Consider the following 15,188-nt stretch of genomic DNA (forward strand, 5'->3'; position numbering starts at 1 on the left):
AACTGCGCCAGTTCGGTGAGAAGGCCGTCGCTGATGGCGACGACGGACAGACCGGTTCGGTCCCGTAGTGGCCGCCGACGCCTGGTTCCCGTGACTGTCCTCGCATCAGGGTTCGGAGCCGGCGGGCCGGTCCCGGCGGAAGGCGCGTCGGTAGCCGGTAGGGGTCACTCCGATGTGGAGGCTGAAATGCCGGCGTAGATTCGCCGCCGAGCCGAGCCCACTGTGCTCCCCGACCAGATCAATCGGCAGATCGGTTGTTTCCAGCAGTTGTCGCGCACGGATGAGGCGCTGGTTGAGCAGCCACTGCAGCGGCGTGGCACCGGTCGCGGCGTGAAAGCGCCGTGCGAACGTCCGCGAACTCATCCCGGCCCGGCGAGCCAGTACATCGACGGTCAGCGGCTGGTCGAGATGGGCGCCGACCCACTGCAGCAACGGTCCGAGACTGTCGTCATCGGTGTCCGGCATGGACAGGTCGACGTACTGCGACTGGCCGCCTGCGCGGTGCGCGGGCATCACCATACGGCGGGCGACCTGGTTGGAGACCTCGGCACCGAGATCCTTGCGCACCACGTGCAGACACAGGTCCAGCGCCGCGCCTCTGCCCGCACTGGTCAGCACGTCCCCGTCGTCCACGTACAGCACCGACGCGTCCACCCGCACGTCCGGATGCAGCAGGGAGAGCGTGCCCGCGTACAGCCAGTGAGTGGCCGCCCGTCTGCCGTCGAGAAGCCCGGCGGCGGCCAGGGCGAAGGCACCGGTGCACAAGGAGATGATGCGCGCGCCCGCGGCCCTGGCCTCCCTGAGGGCTTCGACCAGCGCCCGGGGAACGGGTCGGCCGGACTGCACGCAAGCGTACGGCAGCGCGGGCACGATCACCGTCTCCGCCGCCGCCAGTGCGTCCAGGCCATGGCGCGCGTGCTGGAGGAAACCGAACTCGCTCCGGGTGCCGGCCGGGTTCTCCGCACACAGCCGGAAGTCGTACCACGGCTCGGCGAGGTCGGTCCGTTCCGGGCCGAACACCTCACAGGCGATCGCCACCTCGAACAGGGGCATGTCGTCGACCAGAGCCAGTGCGACGGAACCAGCGCTCATGGCCCTCAGCGTACGGCAGGAATTTTGCGAACAGTGGCACTCCTGCCACTCGTGGAGCACCTGCCGGTGTTGGCATCGTTCGTGGGGTGAACATCATCGAACTCAGGCAGTACACCCTGCGCCCAGGGCAGCGGGACCTTCTGATCGATCTCTTCGACAGGCAGTTCGTGGAGAGCCAGGAGGCTTTGGGAATGCGGGTCGTCGGGCAGTTTCGTGACGAGGACAACCCCGACCGTTTCGTCTGGATGCGGAGCTTCTCCACCATGCAGGCTCGACGTGAGGCGCTGACCGCGTTCTATGTCGAAGGAAGCGCCTGGAAGACGCACGGACCTGCCGCCAACGCCACGATGCTGGACTCCTCGAACGCCCTTCTGCTGCGTCCGGCCGGCCCGGACTCGGGTTTCCCCGAACCCGCTTCAGCGCGGCCTCCGATAGGCGCGACGGCCCTTCCCGACTCCCGTGTCGTGGCAACGATCTACCACGTGAACGCATCGGCTGATCAGGAGTTCATCGGGTTCTTCTCCGACCGTGTGGCACCGCTGATGGTCGAGACGGCAGCGCCACCACTGGCCAGTTTCCAGACCGAGCATGCCGAGAACACCTTTCCCCGCTTGCCGGTCAGAGCCGGAGAGAACGTCTTCGTCTGGTTCTCCTTGTTCGCTGATTCCGATCGGCGGCGCGAGCACGTCGAGCGCCTGGGGCGGTCGGAGGAGTGGAACGAGCGCGTGCTGCCCGAGTTGTCGGCGCGACTGAGCGCTCCGCCTCAACACCTGCGGCTGGCTCCGACGGCGAGGTCGCAGCTGCGCTGACTCCCAAGACGGGCCCTTGGCGCGGTCGCGGGTGACGGTGGACGCGGGGGAAGCGGAGGCTCTGGTCCACACGCTGAACAGGCCCTGGTTCGCCCCTTGCGCCATCGTCGGCGGCATGGAGTGCGCCGTGTCCCCGGCAAGCGCTGCTGGACGCGCTGGCCCACCTGCTCGACGTCCAGGTCGCCATCCCCGACACCGGCTCACTCGCCGGCGACCTGCGGCAGGTGGTCGTCGACACGCCGGCCATCTGGCAGGACGACCGGCTCGCCGCGCTGAGGGCGATGTGACGGCGGGGGCCGGAGTCCTGCTGGAGTGGCGTGATGGATGGACGGTCACCGGTGACTGCGGTGGGCTCGACCCGGCTTGCCGTACAGGAAAGGTAGATAAGCAGCGGGGAGTCAGCGGACCTGGGAGAGATAGGGCAGGTGGGTGGCGCCGTCGAAGGGCGGGAGGCGGTCGGTGACCGCTTTGACCAGGTCGCGCGCCGCCGCCTCCGCCTGGTTGATCACCTCCGGTGGGTACCCCAGCAGCACCTGGTGCTCGGCGAACTCGTCCTCGTCGTCGACGAACACCCGCCCCTCCTTGGTCCGCACCACGTCGAGGTCGAGGTCGACCATCGTGACCTCACCGTCCCGCCACTCGGGAACCGTGGTGACGTCGACGTAGATGTCGAGTTTGTGGCCCTGGTCGTTGAACAGCGCCACCCACCACTCGTCACGCGGGAAGAGCATCACGAACGCGCGCTCCCACACCACCGGCGGCCCGTCGCCCTTGGCGCCCGTCGTGCCCGCCGCACAGCCCACCCACACGCCATGCGCGTCCTCGCCCAGCAGCCTGGCGGGGTGGTGCCAGTGGAGGGAGCCGCCATATTTGCGGAAAACGACCTTCATGCACCTGACCGTACAACGAGCCCGCTCTCGTATGCCGCGATCACCAGCTGGGCCCGGTCGCGGGCGCCGAGCTTGGTCAGCAGGCGGCCGATGTGCGTCTTGACGGTCGCCATGCTGAGGTGCAGGTGTTCGGTGATCTCGGTGTTGGACAGGCCCCGCGCGATCAGCGTGAGGACCTCGCGCTCCCTGTCGGTGATCCCCTCCAGTCCTCGTACGGCAGGCCGGGCGAACTCCTCGATCAGCCGGCGCGTGACCGTGGGCGCGAGCAGCGCCTCCCCCTGGGCGACCAGCCTGATCGCGGCCAGCAGGTCGGCCGGCGGGGTGTCCTTGAGCAGGAAGCCCGACGCGCCCGCCCGCAGCGCCGAGTAGACGTAGGCGTCGAGGTCGAACATGGTCACGATCAGCACCCTGGACGTGTCGCCGATCCTGCGGGTGGCCTCGATGCCGTCCATCTCCGGCATCCGGACGTCCATGAGCACCACGTCTGGGCGTGTGGCCAGCGCCAGCTCCACCGCCCTCGCGCCGGTGCCCGCCTCGCCGACCACGCCGAGGTCGGGCTCGCTGTCGACGAGCACCCTGAAGCTGTCGCGGAGCATCGCCTGGTCGTCGGCGATCAGCACGCGGATCATGGATAAGGAAGGGTCGCCGCCACCCTGAAGCCGCCCGAGGGGCCAGGCCCAGCCGAGAACGTCCCGCCGTACATCATGACCCTCTCTCTCATCCCGATCAGCCCGTGACCTTCCACCGGGCCGGGTGACGTGCGCCGTGCCGGCCCTTCGTCGATCACCTCGACGTACGCCTGCCCGCTCTCGGCCGCCACCGTCACCCTGCAGGGCGCGGGGGCGGCGTGTTTGACGACGTTCGTGAGCGCCTCCTGCACGATCCTGTGCACCGCCAGCCGTACGCCCTCGGGCAGCTCGTCCACCCCCGAGGCCCGCAGCTCGACGCCCACCCCCGCCAGCCTGGCGCGCGCGGCAAGCTCCGCCAACTCGGGCACGGGACGCAGGTCGGGCGGTTCGGTGCGCAGCACGCCGAGCAGGTGGCGCATCTCGGTCAGCGCGTCGCGGCTGGCGCTCTCGATCACCTTCAGCGCGGCGTGCGCCTCCTCGGGCCTGCTGCGCATGACGTGGTTGGCCACGCCCGCCTTGACGGCGATGAGCCCCATGCTGTGCGCGACCACGTCGTGCAGCTCGCGGGCGATGCGCAGCCGCTCCTCGGTGACCAGCCGCTCGGCCGCCCGCGCCGCGTAGATCCTTCTCTCGTGCACGGCTCGCCCGACCGTCCAGGCCCCGCCCATCGCGGCCAGCCCGAACAGCACGTCGCCGACGCCTTGCAGCCACCCGGCGGGCGCTCCCGCCACGGCCAGCGTCAGCGCCGTGACCACGGTCACGATCGCGACCACGCTGCTGGGCACCCTGCCGGGCCGCTCCAGCGCCACCAGGTAGAGCGCGTAGGTCGGCGACAGGTAGGCCATGCTCACCACGCCCGAGCCGCTCGCCACCACCGACACCGTCAGGACGAGCGCGAAGACGCTCACCGGCCACAGCCTGCGGACCGCCAGGGGGGCGCCGAGCCCGAGGGCGAGGGCGACCTTGACCGGGGCGGGCGCCTGCGTGCCGGCGGCGGAGGTCAGGCTGACCATCGCGATCGCCCATCCGGCCAGGCAGTCGAGGCCGATGAGCTGGCCTCGGGTGAGCCGCCTGGTGAAGTCCACGGGCTGAACGCTATCCGGCGGCACCGACAGTCGGCGTCATACCGGGGTCCGATGTGCGGGGCGCCCGCCGTACCCGACCGTGAAGGGGTGATCGAAGTGAAACAGCTGACCAAGCGCTACGGCTCGGCCCGCGCCGTGGACGACCTGTCGTTCACTGTCGAGCCAGGCCACGTCACCGGCTTCCTCGGCCCGAACGGCGCGGGCAAGTCCACCACGATGCGGCTGATCCTCGGCCTCGACACCCCGGCCTCGGGCGAGGCGCTGGTCAACGGCCGCCGCTACACCACGCTCGCCAGACCGCTGCACGAGGTGGGCGCGCTCCTGGACGCCAACGCCCTGCATCCCGGCCGCTCGGCCGACAACCACCTGCTCTGCCTGGCCCGCAGCAACGGCATCGGACCCGTGCGCGTCGCCGAGGTGCTCGAGCAGGTGGGGCTCGCGGGAGTGGCGCGCAAGAAGGCCGGCGGTTTCTCCCTCGGCATGAAGCAGCGCCTCGGCATCGCCGCCGCCCTGCTAGGGGACCCCGGCGTGCTGATGTTCGACGAGCCCGTCAACGGGCTCGACCCCGACGGCGTCCGGTGGATCCGCGACCTGATGCGCGCGCTGGCCACCGAGGGCAGGACCATTCTGCTGTCCAGCCACCTGATGAGCGAGATGGCGCTGACCGCCGACCGGATCGTCATCGTCGGCAGGGGCCGCCTGATCGTCGAGACGTCCATGAAGGACCTCACCGAGCGGTACGACTCCCTGGAGTCTGCCTACCTCGCCCTCACCGCCGACAGCGTCGAGTACGGAGTGACCCGGTGATCGCCTCGGAATGGCTGAAGCTGCGCTCGGTCGCCGCCACCCACTACGCCGTCGGCGCCGCCGCGCTCACGATCGTTCTGGGCTTGGTCTGGAGCTACTACGTCGGGACGCTGGCCGACGCGCGCGGCTCCATCAGGGCCGCCGCGCCGGAGGAGGGGTTCCTGCCGCTGATCCAGATCAGCCTGGCCGTGGTCGGCGTGCTGGCCATCACCGCCGAGTACGGCACGGGCACCATCCGCTCCAGCCTCACCGCGGTGCCGCGCCGCAGGGCGCTGCTCGCGGCGAAGGCGGTGGTCGTGACGGCCGCCACGTCCCTCGCGGCGGCCTTCGTGATCTTCACCACCTACGCCGTCAGCCATCTGATCGCCGGAGAGCGCGCGGTCGGCTACAACGCGGGCTCCCTCGGCGACGACCTGCCGCTGCTGCTCGGCTCGGTGCTGTCGGTGACCGTCCTCGCGCTGGTGGGTCTCGGCCTCGGCGTGGTCACCCGCTCGACCGCGGCGGCCGTCGGTTCGGTCGTGGGGCTGCTGTTCGTGCTGCCGGGCATCGCGCCCTACCTGCCGCAGCCGTGGAACGTGCGGCTCGGCGCCTGGATGCTGCCGAACCTCGTGCCGCAGATCGCGGGCGAGCGGATCTCCACGCGTCTGGACGGCCTGCTGCCTCCCGCCGCGGCGGTCGCCGTCCTGGCCGGGTACGCGGTCGTGGCGCTGGCGGCGGCCTTCCTGGTGTTCGAGAGGAGGGACGCGTGAACGTGCTGGCCGCCGAGTGGCTGAAGATCCGCTCGATCCGCTCCAGCCATCTCATCCTGGCGATCTCCCTCGGCGCGATCCCGCTCGCGGTGGCGGTGGCCCTGTCGGCGATCGCGATGTACGACAGCGCACCCGCGTCGATGCGCGCCAGCGCCCGCATCGCCGAGCTGGAGGAGGTGGTGCTGATCGTGCCGCAGCTGGCCATGGGCGTCATGGGCGTCCTCGCGATCACCTCCGAGTACGCCACGGGACTCATCAGGACGAGCCTCGCCCTGGTGCCCAGGCGCTGGCCGGTGCTGGCGGCCAAGTCCGTGGTCGTGGGCGGGCTGGGGCTGGTCGTCGGGCCCGTCGTGGTGTTCACCACGTACGTCGTCTCCCGGCGGATGCTGGAGAGCCGCTACCCGATCGCCGACTTCGCCGACCGGCTGCCCACGCTCGTCACCTCCAGCCTCACGGTCGCGGTCTTCGCGCTGCTCGGGCTGGGCCTCGGCGCGGTGCTGCGCTCGGCGGCCGGGGCCATCGCGATCCTGGTGGGGCTGGTCTACGTGATCCCGATGATCGTCGGGAACCTGCCGGAGCCGTGGAGCGAACGGCTCGGCTCGGTGATGATCGGCGCGCTCCCTCGCGAGATCACCGGCGACGACCTCACGTCGTCGGTCTACGGCGCGCTGCTCTCGCCGGTGGCGGCCGCGGTGGTGCTGGCGCTGTACGCGGTGCTACCGCCGGCCGCCGGCCTGCTCCTCCTCCGCGAACGAGACGCCTGACGCCACGCCGTACGGCACCCGCGGCCGTGCCGTCCCTCGCCTCGAAGGACCCCAGCCCGAGATCACCCGCGCGGGCCGTGCCGTACCAACCCGAAAGACCCCAGCCCCAGGATCACCCGCGCGATCGTGCGCACGGGGCCAGGGCGGGGGTCTTTCGAAGGACTCAGACCTCGACGACCACCGGGATGATCATCGGACGGCGGCGGTAGGTGTCGCTCACCCAGCGCCCCATCGTGCGGCGGACCACACGGCGGATCTGCTGCATGTCGACCACCCCGTCGGCGGCGCTCTGCTCGATCGCCTTCTCCAGCGCCGGGATGATCTCCTCGAACCGCGTGGAGTCTATGCCCGAACCGCGCGCGTGGATCTCGGGACCCGCGGTGAGCTTGCCGGTGTTGGAGTCGACCACCACGACGACCGAGATGAATCCCTCGTCGCCGAGAATGCGCCGGTCCTTCAGCGAGACGTCGGTGATCTCGCCGACCGAGGTGCCGTCGACGTAGACGTACCCCGCCTGGACCGCGCCGGTGATCTTCGCGACGCCGTCGACCAGGTCCACCACGACGCCGTCCTCGGCGATCACGATGTGGTCGTCCGGCACGCCGGTCAGCGCGGCCAGCTTGGCGTGCGCCCGCAGGTGCCGCCACTCGCCGTGCACCGGCATGAAGTTGGACGGCCTGGTCAGGTTCAGGACGTACAGCAGCTCACCTGCCGCCGCGTGCCCCGACACGTGCACCTTCGCGTTGCCCTTGTGGATGACGCGCGCGCCCCACCTGGTCAGCCCGTTGATGACCTTGTTGACCGCGGTCTCGTTGCCCGGCACCAGCGAGGAGGCCAGCAGCACGGTGTCGCCGGACGCGATGCGGATCGCGTGGTCGCGGTTGGCCATGCGCGACAGCGCGGCCATCGGCTCGCCCTGGGAACCGGTGCAGATCAGCAGCACCTCCTCCGGCGGCCACTCCTCGATGTCACGCGAGTCGACGACCAAGCCCGGCGGAATGCGCAGGTAGCCCAGGTCGCGGGCGACACCCATGTTGCGCACCATCGACCGGCCGACCAGCGCGATCTTGCGGCCGTGCTTCTCCGCCGCGTCGATCACCTGCTGCACGCGGTGGACGTGGGAGGCGAAGCTCGCCACGATCACCCGCTTGGACGAGGTGCGGATCACCTCGTCGACGACGGGGCCGATCTCCCGCTCCGAGGTGACGAACCCGGCCACCTCGGCGTTGGTCGAGTCGGACATCAGCAGGTCGACGCCCTCGGAGCCGAGCCTGGCGAACCCGCCGAGGTCGGTGAGCCGCCCGTCGCTGGGCAGCTGGTCCATCTTGAAGTCACCGGTGTGCAGGACGATGCCCGCCGGGGTCCTGATCGCGACCGCGAGCGCGTCGGGGATCGAGTGGTTGACCGCGAAGAACTCGCACTCGAACGGCCCGAAGTGGTGCCGGTCCCCCTCGACGACGAGCCGCTTCTCCGGCTGGATGCGGTGCTCGGTGAGCTTGGCCTCGATGAAGGCCAGCGTCAGCTTCGACCCGACGAGCGGGATGTCGCGCCGCTCCCGCAGGAGGTACGGCACGGCGCCGATGTGGTCCTCGTGGCCGTGCGTCAGGATCAGCGCCTCGACGTCGTCGAGCCTGCCCCTGATGTACTCGAAGTCGGGCAGGATCAGGTCGACGCCCGGCTGGTCGGACTCGGGGAACAGCACCCCGCAGTCGACGATGAGCAGCCGGCCTTCGTACTCGAAGACCGCCATGTTCCTGCCGATCTCGCCCAGGCCGCCGAGCGCCACGATGCGCAGCCCGCCATCGGGCAGTGGCGGCGGGGGGCCGAGTTCCGGATGCGGATGGCTCATGCGGCGCCCCCATACCGGTCAGATCGTGTTCTCAATATCTCCGTTCCTCCCCGTTTTCATCAGTCAGCCAACTTCACCCCGCCGGCCACGAGGCACGCCCGCAGCTCGGCGATCTGTCCTTCGGTGGCCTCCACCAGCGGAGGCCGCATCGGGCCGACAGGCCGGCCCATCAGCTTCAGCGCCGCCTTCGCCATGATCGCGCCACCCGCGCGGTTCATGACCCCGTCGACCACGGGCAGCAGCTGCCGGTGCACGGCGGTCGCCTGCGCGACGTCGCCCGCCCGGTACAGCTCGATCATCCTGGCCAGCTCCGCGCCGACCACGTGGCCGACGACGCTGACGAACCCCGCCGCGCCCACCGACAACCACGGCAGGTTGAGCGCGTCGTCGCCCGAGTAGAACACCAGGTCGGTCGCCGTCATCACCATGGAGCCCGCGAACAGGTCGCCCTTGGCGTCCTTCACGGCCACGATCCGGTCGTGCTGGGCCAGCCTGATCAGCGTCTCGGTCTGGATCGGCACGCCACTTCGACCGGGAATGTCATAGAGCATGACGGGCAGCCCCGTCACGTCGGCCACGGCCGCGAAGTGCCGGTAAAGGCCCTCCTGCGGGGGCTTGTTGTAGTACGGCGTCACCACGAGCAGCCCGTGCGCGCCCGCGCGAGCGGCCTGCCTGGCCAGTTCGATGCTGTGGTGCGTGTCGTTCGTCCCCACGCCCGCGACGACGGTGGCCCGGTCGCCGACCGCCTCCAGCACGACCCGCAGCAGGCGCTCCTTCTCGGCGTCGCTGGTGGTCGGGGACTCCCCCGTCGTGCCGCTCACGATCAGACCGTCGTTGCGCTGCTCGTCCACCAGGTAGGTGGCGAGTTCGCGCGCGTTGTCGTAATCGACGGCGCCGTCGTCCGTGAACGGCGTGACCATGGCGGTCAGCATGCGCCCGAAGGGAGCTTCGGAGGTTCGAGTGGGCGATCCCATAGTGCGAACGCTACCCGGATTCCCCTACCTCCCGAACCCCGCCACCCCCATAACGCCATTTCCGGGCCTTATCACGCCGCTTTCCGCTCCAGAAACCCCTGCCGTACGGCGGGCACCCGCGCCCCTCACCTAGAGCGCACCCGCGGTCGCAGAGCGTCACGAATGACCCGGGGCATGGAAGAGGTCGCCGATATGTGCTCGGGGGTACACACATCGACGACCTCTATCGAAGAATCGCAGCCCCTTACGCCCGCGTTACAGAGTTCCCGGAATATTTTTACGACCCTCCAAAGTTGGAGCTCCAATTCCGCTCGATGACGGTGGGTTACCTGCCGAATACGGCAACATGGGGCAACGCCTCACAGCAACCTCAGGGATGGACTAGTGGCAAGTTCCGATCCGGTCTACCTGCGCGTCGTCGAAGACATTCGGCGGCAGATCAACGACGGCACCCTTCCCCCCGGCGCGCCGATCCCCTCACGCGCGCAGCTCACCCGCAAGTATCAGGTCGGCGAGACCGCCGCCCGCCACGCGCTGCGCGTACTGGCGGGCGAAGGGCTCATCTTCGGCCGGGTGGGTTCGGGGCACTACGTCAGGGACCGTCCCGACCTCGCTCCCCTGCATCGATGGCGCTTCCACGACCATCAGGCCCCGTTCGCCGCCGACCTGCACAGCCAGGGCCGCCGCGTGACCTGGGACTGGCACAGCGAACCCGTCGAAGCCACGGCCGACATCGCCCAGCGCCTGCGTGTGGAGGAGTCGGCCACCCTCACCCGAACCCACTACGTGTTCCGCGGCGACGGAAAGCCCCTCCAGCTCGCCACCTCCTACGAGCCGCTGGAGTTCGCCCCGCACTCCGACGAGGAGCGGCGCAGCCTCATCGGCCGCCTGTCCTCCTACGGGATCAAGGTGACCGAGATCGTGGAGAGCGTGCACACCCGCGTGCCGCGCCCCGCCGAGATCGACGCCCTCGACCTGGCGGCGGGCGTGCACGTGCTGCATCTCAAACGGACGCACTGGGCGGGCGAGCGTCCGGTGGAAACGAGCGACATCGTCGTTCCAGGCGACCGCTTTGAAATCGTCTACAGCATGCCCGTCCACCTCTAAACCCGCACGAACCCCTTTTCAGCCCACCCGGGCGGCGCCGCCTCGCGCCGCCCGGCCGCGAATCCACCTCCCTGCGAACGAGCCTCTCCGCCGGCCGCGAGCCGGCTCCCCCTCCGCCCCGGATTTGTCGGTGCCCGTTGATACAACCGGCAAGGTGCCGATCCGGAGGTGTCCATTGCGAGTCAAGGACCTGCCCGCCGCCGACCGCCCCCGCGAGCGCCTGCTCGCCAGCGGTGCGGGAGCGCTGGCCGACAGGGAGCTCCTCGCCCTCCTCCTGGGCCAGGGCACCAGAGGCAGCGACGCGGTCGACCTGGCCGCCCAGCTCATCGAGCACTGCGGCGACCTGGGCGAACTGGCCCGCTCCGACGCCCACCGCCTGCTCGCCGTCCGCGGTGTCGGCCCCGCCAAGGCCGCCCGCATCGCCGCCGCCTTCCATCTCGTACGGCGAGCGCAGGAGGGCCCGGCCAGGGCCCGGATCACCTCGTCGAGCGAGCTGGCCACCCAGGCCGCCCCGTTCCTGCGCGGACACCCCCGCGAACGCCTCGTGGTCATCGTCTGCGATCCGCGCGGCGCCGTCCTGCGCCGCGCCCTGATGACCGAGGGCGGCGCCGACCACACCCCGGCCCCGATCCGCGAGATCATCACCACCGTCCTCACCTCGGGCGGCGCGGCGTTCGGCGTCGCGCACAACCACCCGAGCGGCTCCCTCGACCCGAGCGAGGCCGACCTCGCCACCACGCACCGCCTGGCCGAGGCCGCCGAAACGGTGGGCCTGCGCTTCCTCGACCACGTGATCGTCACCGACACCGCCTGGCGCCGCATCCCCCACACCTCAGCAGGCCACCCAGAGTCCGCAATCCCCTCCCCCGTCGTACCTTCGTCTCCGAACCCCACCGACACCCGCCCTCGCCGACCACCAAAGCGTCGAACCGACCCCTGAGGACCGCAGGCTCGCCGTGACGGCAGACGGCCCCGCTCTGCCACAAAGAGCGGGGCCGCCACTCCAGCCAAGGGGGTAAGGGGCTCCCCGACTGGAAGCTGTGGAACCTTGCCAGACACCCAAACGACACCAGCGCTCAACATCGAGAGCAGACGCCCGGCGAGCCTCCGACTCGCATCCCCAGTCACACGGAGACCCGCCGGGCGTCCATTTTCTAGACGGTTCTCAGCTCCACCCGGAGGAGCGACCCCGTCTATCCAGCGAAAGCTTCCGCGCTGCGCAGAGCGGAAGCTCCACACCTCCGCTCCCTCCGGCGGGCCGGGCAATGCCCGCCGGAGGGACGGCTCCGCAGGCAGGCTGGGATGAGAATGCCTGCGAAGGCAGAGCGCCCCGTCGCTGGTCAGCGATCACGGTGGGCGCCACGTTCGTGCCACTCCCCAACCATCGGCACCCACCAGCCCCACGTCTGCGAGCCCGACCGATGCCGGGCGATCCGCGCGGCGGCGCGCGCTTTCCAGCGGGTCTGCCCGCTCCTCAGAACGGCCCGCCAACCCGCGATCCTGCGCATCACGATCACCGCGCCGCCCCTTCGAGCAGAAGCCACCACAACGGCTCCGTCTCGGCACGTCGCAGCCATGGAGACTCGTGCACCACCGTCGCTCCTGCCCCTCTGCTCGTGCGCCGGATGAACATCAACCCTCCCGCGTGACACAGCTCGTACGACACAGGCAGGCACTCGCACGTGTGCGCCCGCACTCGTACTCGATCAGCTCTGGGCGTCGCCAACGCCCAATCGATCGGTACATACGTGTCGACCAAGCCAGAGACGTGCCGAGTGATGCACTGCTCTTGCACCAGGTCCCGATCACCGCCATCCACAGATGAAATATACGTCTGCTTGTATCTCACCGTCTAGTCAGGCGCGAACATTGGCCTATACAGGCAGAGCGTTATGCAGAGCCTAGTACCCGTTCGCCTAGCTTTCGTATGTGCTCGACTACGACGGAGACACCCACCTCTATCTACAGATCGCCGAGATCATGAGGCAGCGGATCGACGGCCTCGCCGCCGGTCATCCGGTGCCGAGCGAGGCCGACATCCAGAAGGAGTTCGGCGTGGCGAGGACCACGGCCCGTCGGGCCATCCACGTCCTGCGCGAAGAAGGGCTCATCTACACGGTCCAGGGCGAGGGAACGTTCGTCGGCCATCCAGGAGAAGCGCCACGCAGCCCACGCAAGACCCCGCTCTTCCGGCAGATCGCGGGCGACATCGAGCAACGGATCAGGACGGGACAACTCCAGCCCCGCCGCCCCATTCCGGGCGAGTCCACTCTGGTACAGGAGTACGAAGTGGCCCGCGAGACCGTACGGCGGGCCATGGCGCTGCTGCGGGAGCAGGGCTGGATCTATACGGTGCCGGCCCGTGGCAGCTTCGTCTCACCTAAAGAGTCGTGGCCCCAGGCCTGAATTCACCTAAAGAGTCGTGGCCCCAGGCCTGAATCCGCTCCACTGCTTGTATCGCCACGTCTAAGATACGTTCATGCTCGACCGAGACGGCCCCATACCGCTCTACCGGCAGATCGCGGAACGCATCCGTGAGCGAATCCTCAGCGGCGCACTCAAGCCTGGCGATCCCGTCCTCAGCGAGGCCGAGATCGAGGCCGAGTTCGACGTCGCTCGCGCGACAGCTCGACGGGTCGCGCGGCAGCTCAGGGATTGGGGGTTGGTCCATACCGTGCAGGGCGAGGGCACCTATGTCGGGGAGCCTGGCGTGCCGCGCAACCGCCGGGGCACGCCGAAGTACCACATGATCGCCGAGGAGATCGGCAGGCGGATCCACAACCACGAGTTCCTCCCCAACCGACCGATCCCCAGTGAGAAAGAGCTCATGCGTGAGTACGGCGTCGCCAAGGTGACCGCGCGGGAGGCCGTCGCGCGCCTTCGCGAGCAGGGGCTGGTCTTCACCGTGCCCTATCGGGGCAGCTACGTCTCTCCACGGGGGTCGACGTCAGCTCCCTGAGAGCCGGCCAAGCGGAAGGAGACGCAGACGACGTCCGTGGTGTCGTCGACGTCGTAGCCCAGTCCGTTCCAGAAGCGGCGGTGGCTGGTCGCCCAGTGTTCCACCGAGCGGTAGCCCTCCCCCTCCGAGTCCGCGAACTCCCACGTCACCGAGTCGAACGGCACCACCTCGACCGCCGTCACCTCGATCACCGCGATCCGTGCCCGGTCGTCGTCGACCAGAGCGAGCCGTTCGCCGACCCGCTCCGGTTCCTCGCCCTCCGCCCGGTAGTCGTGCTCCAGCAACCCGGCCGTGCCGGTCTTGGCGCCGGACAGCACCAGGCCGTTCAGCTCGGCGCACAGCTCACCCGGTGTTCCGAGCTCCAGAATCCGGAGCCCGTCGATCCGTCCCCACATGAGCCGAAAGGGTACGTCAGAAGACCGGGATGATCTCCTCGGGGTCGAGGAAGTCGACGGTGACGCCCTCGATGTCCAGCTCCGGGATCGCCGGGAACTCGATCCCCCACCGTTCGACGATCGCGCGGATCCGCGCCATCGCCACCCGCCAGTTCTCCGCCTGCTCCTCGTACGACAGCACCCCGAGCCCGGCCGACCTAGCGTGGTCCATGAGCACCCGGTGGTTGTCCAGGAAGTACGGCGGAAGCTCCCAGAACCCCTCCGGCGGCTCCCAGAGGATCATCGACAGGAACACGAACCCGGCCCGGAGCTGCCGGGTGATGAGCGAGCGGACGTCGTCGGTGAGTCCCGGCCACTCGTTCTCCAGAATCGTCATGCAAATCTGTAGATGTCGGGACTCGTCGCGGCCGATGCGCTGGAACATCTCGCTGAACACCGGATGCCGGGTCCCCGACGCCATCCCCCTGAACAGGGTGGACGCCGCCATCTCGCCCATCATGAACGAGGTGAAGAGCACGGGCAGCGAGTACTTCCCCACCGCCGAGGTGTAGCCCGTCCAGTACCGCCCGCCGTTGTGGTACAGCCAGCCGATGTTGTTGTGCGCCGCCTTCTCCAGGTCGGTGACGGGCGTCCAGTCGAGCGGCCCGCCCGGCCACAGCTTGGCGATGGTCCGCTGGCAGCACTCCTCGTGGTTCATCTCGTCCCTGGTGATCGAGAAGAAGCACTTGCGGACGGGATCCTCCTCGTGCTTCTCGAACGCCTGGATGGTGGCCCGGGCGAAGACCGCGGGCCCCGAGGCGTCGAAGTTGGCCAGGACGGCGAACCAGTACATGATCCCCAGACGCTGCTCGACCGTGAAGTCGTCGGGGGAGAGTCCGTCCCACGGCAGGTCGGCCGGGTTCCAGACCATGCGCTTGGACTTCTCGTAGATCGCCGCCAGCTTCTCGGTCTCGACCCGCCACTCCATCGGATAGATGTTCGGCTGGGGGATCTCGGGCGCTGGCCAGAATCCGCCTTCGGGGATCGTGAGGTCGGCCATGTTTGTGACACCTCCTGCCCCCATCCTGCGCTGAGGTGTC

General features: G+C 69.4%; 16 protein-coding genes. 8 read left to right on the forward strand and 8 right to left on the reverse strand.

Features of this window, described 5'->3' with window-relative positions; genetic code table 11:
- Nucleotides 1–105: 105 nt before the first annotated feature.
- A complete protein-coding gene (locus tag H4W81_RS26040) occupies nt 106–1,092 on the reverse strand; it encodes a helix-turn-helix domain-containing protein (protein ID WP_192777220.1) in 987 nt (328 codons plus the stop codon).
- Between the two features lie 86 nt (nt 1,093–1,178).
- On the opposite strand from H4W81_RS26040, the gene H4W81_RS26045 reads away from it, so the two are divergent.
- Nucleotides 1,179–1,901 carry an NIPSNAP family protein gene (locus H4W81_RS26045; RefSeq protein ID WP_318781959.1) on the forward strand — a complete coding sequence of 241 codons (723 nt, stop codon included), beginning with the start codon at nt 1,179–1,181 and terminating at the stop codon, nt 1,899–1,901.
- Nucleotides 1,902–2,299: 398 nt separating this feature from the next.
- On the opposite strand, the gene H4W81_RS26050 is transcribed toward H4W81_RS26045, so the two are convergent.
- Genes H4W81_RS26050 through H4W81_RS49475 form a run of 3 tightly spaced genes read right to left on the reverse strand, consistent with a single transcriptional unit; the run spans nt 2,300 to nt 4,505 of the window.
- The gene (locus H4W81_RS26050) at nt 2,300–2,791 is read right to left on the reverse strand and encodes a DUF402 domain-containing protein (protein ID WP_192777221.1); all 492 of its coding nucleotides are present in this window, start codon (nt 2,789–2,791) and stop codon (nt 2,300–2,302) included.
- Nucleotides 2,788–3,420: a response regulator gene (locus H4W81_RS26055; RefSeq protein ID WP_192777222.1), complete on the reverse strand. Its 633-nt coding sequence runs from the start codon at nt 3,418–3,420 to the stop codon at nt 2,788–2,790. Before H4W81_RS26055 ends, H4W81_RS26050 begins: the two co-directional genes overlap by 4 nt.
- A complete protein-coding gene (locus tag H4W81_RS49475; RefSeq protein WP_318781960.1) occupies nt 3,417–4,505 on the reverse strand; it encodes a sensor histidine kinase in 1,089 nt (362 codons plus the stop codon). Before H4W81_RS49475 ends, H4W81_RS26055 begins: the two co-directional genes overlap by 4 nt.
- An 87-nt stretch (nt 4,506–4,592) precedes the next feature.
- On the opposite strand from H4W81_RS49475, the gene H4W81_RS26065 reads away from it, so the two are divergent.
- Genes H4W81_RS26065 through H4W81_RS26075 form a run of 3 tightly spaced genes read left to right on the forward strand, consistent with a single transcriptional unit; the run spans nt 4,593 to nt 6,825 of the window.
- On the forward strand, nt 4,593–5,312 hold the full coding sequence (locus tag H4W81_RS26065) for an ABC transporter ATP-binding protein (protein WP_192777223.1): 720 nt from the start codon (nt 4,593–4,595) through the stop codon (nt 5,310–5,312).
- Nucleotides 5,309–6,061 carry an ABC transporter permease gene (locus tag H4W81_RS26070; RefSeq protein WP_192777224.1) on the forward strand — a complete coding sequence of 251 codons (753 nt, stop codon included), beginning with the start codon at nt 5,309–5,311 and terminating at the stop codon, nt 6,059–6,061. The genes H4W81_RS26065 and H4W81_RS26070 overlap by 4 nt, the downstream gene beginning before the upstream one ends.
- Nucleotides 6,058–6,825 carry an ABC transporter permease gene (locus tag H4W81_RS26075; protein ID WP_192777225.1) on the forward strand — a complete coding sequence of 256 codons (768 nt, stop codon included), beginning with the start codon at nt 6,058–6,060 and terminating at the stop codon, nt 6,823–6,825. The genes H4W81_RS26070 and H4W81_RS26075 overlap by 4 nt, the downstream gene beginning before the upstream one ends.
- Before the next feature lie 163 nt (nt 6,826–6,988).
- Here H4W81_RS26075 and H4W81_RS26080 read toward each other — a convergent pair whose 3' ends face one another.
- A complete protein-coding gene (locus tag H4W81_RS26080) occupies nt 6,989–8,674 on the reverse strand; it encodes a ribonuclease J (protein WP_192777226.1) in 1,686 nt (561 codons plus the stop codon).
- 59 nt (nt 8,675–8,733) lie between these two features.
- On the reverse strand, nt 8,734–9,648 hold the full coding sequence (dapA, locus tag H4W81_RS26085; protein WP_192777227.1) for a 4-hydroxy-tetrahydrodipicolinate synthase: 915 nt from the start codon (nt 9,646–9,648) through the stop codon (nt 8,734–8,736).
- 384 nt (nt 9,649–10,032) lie between these two features.
- On the opposite strand from dapA, the gene H4W81_RS26090 reads away from it, so the two are divergent.
- From H4W81_RS26090 to H4W81_RS26105, 4 genes are all read left to right on the forward strand, one after another.
- Nucleotides 10,033–10,755 carry a GntR family transcriptional regulator gene (locus H4W81_RS26090; RefSeq protein WP_192777228.1) on the forward strand — a complete coding sequence of 241 codons (723 nt, stop codon included), beginning with the start codon at nt 10,033–10,035 and terminating at the stop codon, nt 10,753–10,755.
- A 175-nt stretch (nt 10,756–10,930) separates the two neighbouring features.
- Nucleotides 10,931–11,695 carry a JAB domain-containing protein gene (locus H4W81_RS26095; protein ID WP_192777229.1) on the forward strand — a complete coding sequence of 255 codons (765 nt, stop codon included), beginning with the start codon at nt 10,931–10,933 and terminating at the stop codon, nt 11,693–11,695.
- Between the two features lie 989 nt (nt 11,696–12,684).
- Nucleotides 12,685–13,161, forward strand: coding sequence for a GntR family transcriptional regulator (locus tag H4W81_RS26100; protein ID WP_192777230.1), 477 nt, complete (start codon nt 12,685–12,687; stop codon nt 13,159–13,161).
- A 73-nt stretch (nt 13,162–13,234) separates the two neighbouring features.
- Complete coding sequence (locus H4W81_RS26105) at nt 13,235–13,714, forward strand: GntR family transcriptional regulator (RefSeq protein ID WP_192777231.1); 480 nt, start codon at nt 13,235–13,237, stop codon at nt 13,712–13,714.
- Here H4W81_RS26105 and H4W81_RS26110 read toward each other — a convergent pair.
- The gene (locus tag H4W81_RS26110) at nt 13,678–14,109 is read right to left on the reverse strand and encodes an ASCH domain-containing protein (RefSeq protein ID WP_192777232.1); all 432 of its coding nucleotides are present in this window, start codon (nt 14,107–14,109) and stop codon (nt 13,678–13,680) included. The two genes, H4W81_RS26105 and H4W81_RS26110, sit on opposite strands and share 37 nt — an antisense overlap.
- A 16-nt stretch (nt 14,110–14,125) precedes the next feature.
- Nucleotides 14,126–15,148 carry a hypothetical protein gene (locus tag H4W81_RS26115; RefSeq protein ID WP_192777233.1) on the reverse strand — a complete coding sequence of 341 codons (1,023 nt, stop codon included), beginning with the start codon at nt 15,146–15,148 and terminating at the stop codon, nt 14,126–14,128.
- Nucleotides 15,149–15,188 lie beyond the last annotated feature (40 nt).

The organism is Nonomuraea africana (assembly GCF_014873535.1).
GTDB classification, from domain to species: Bacteria; Actinomycetota; Actinomycetes; order Streptosporangiales; family Streptosporangiaceae; genus Nonomuraea; species Nonomuraea africana.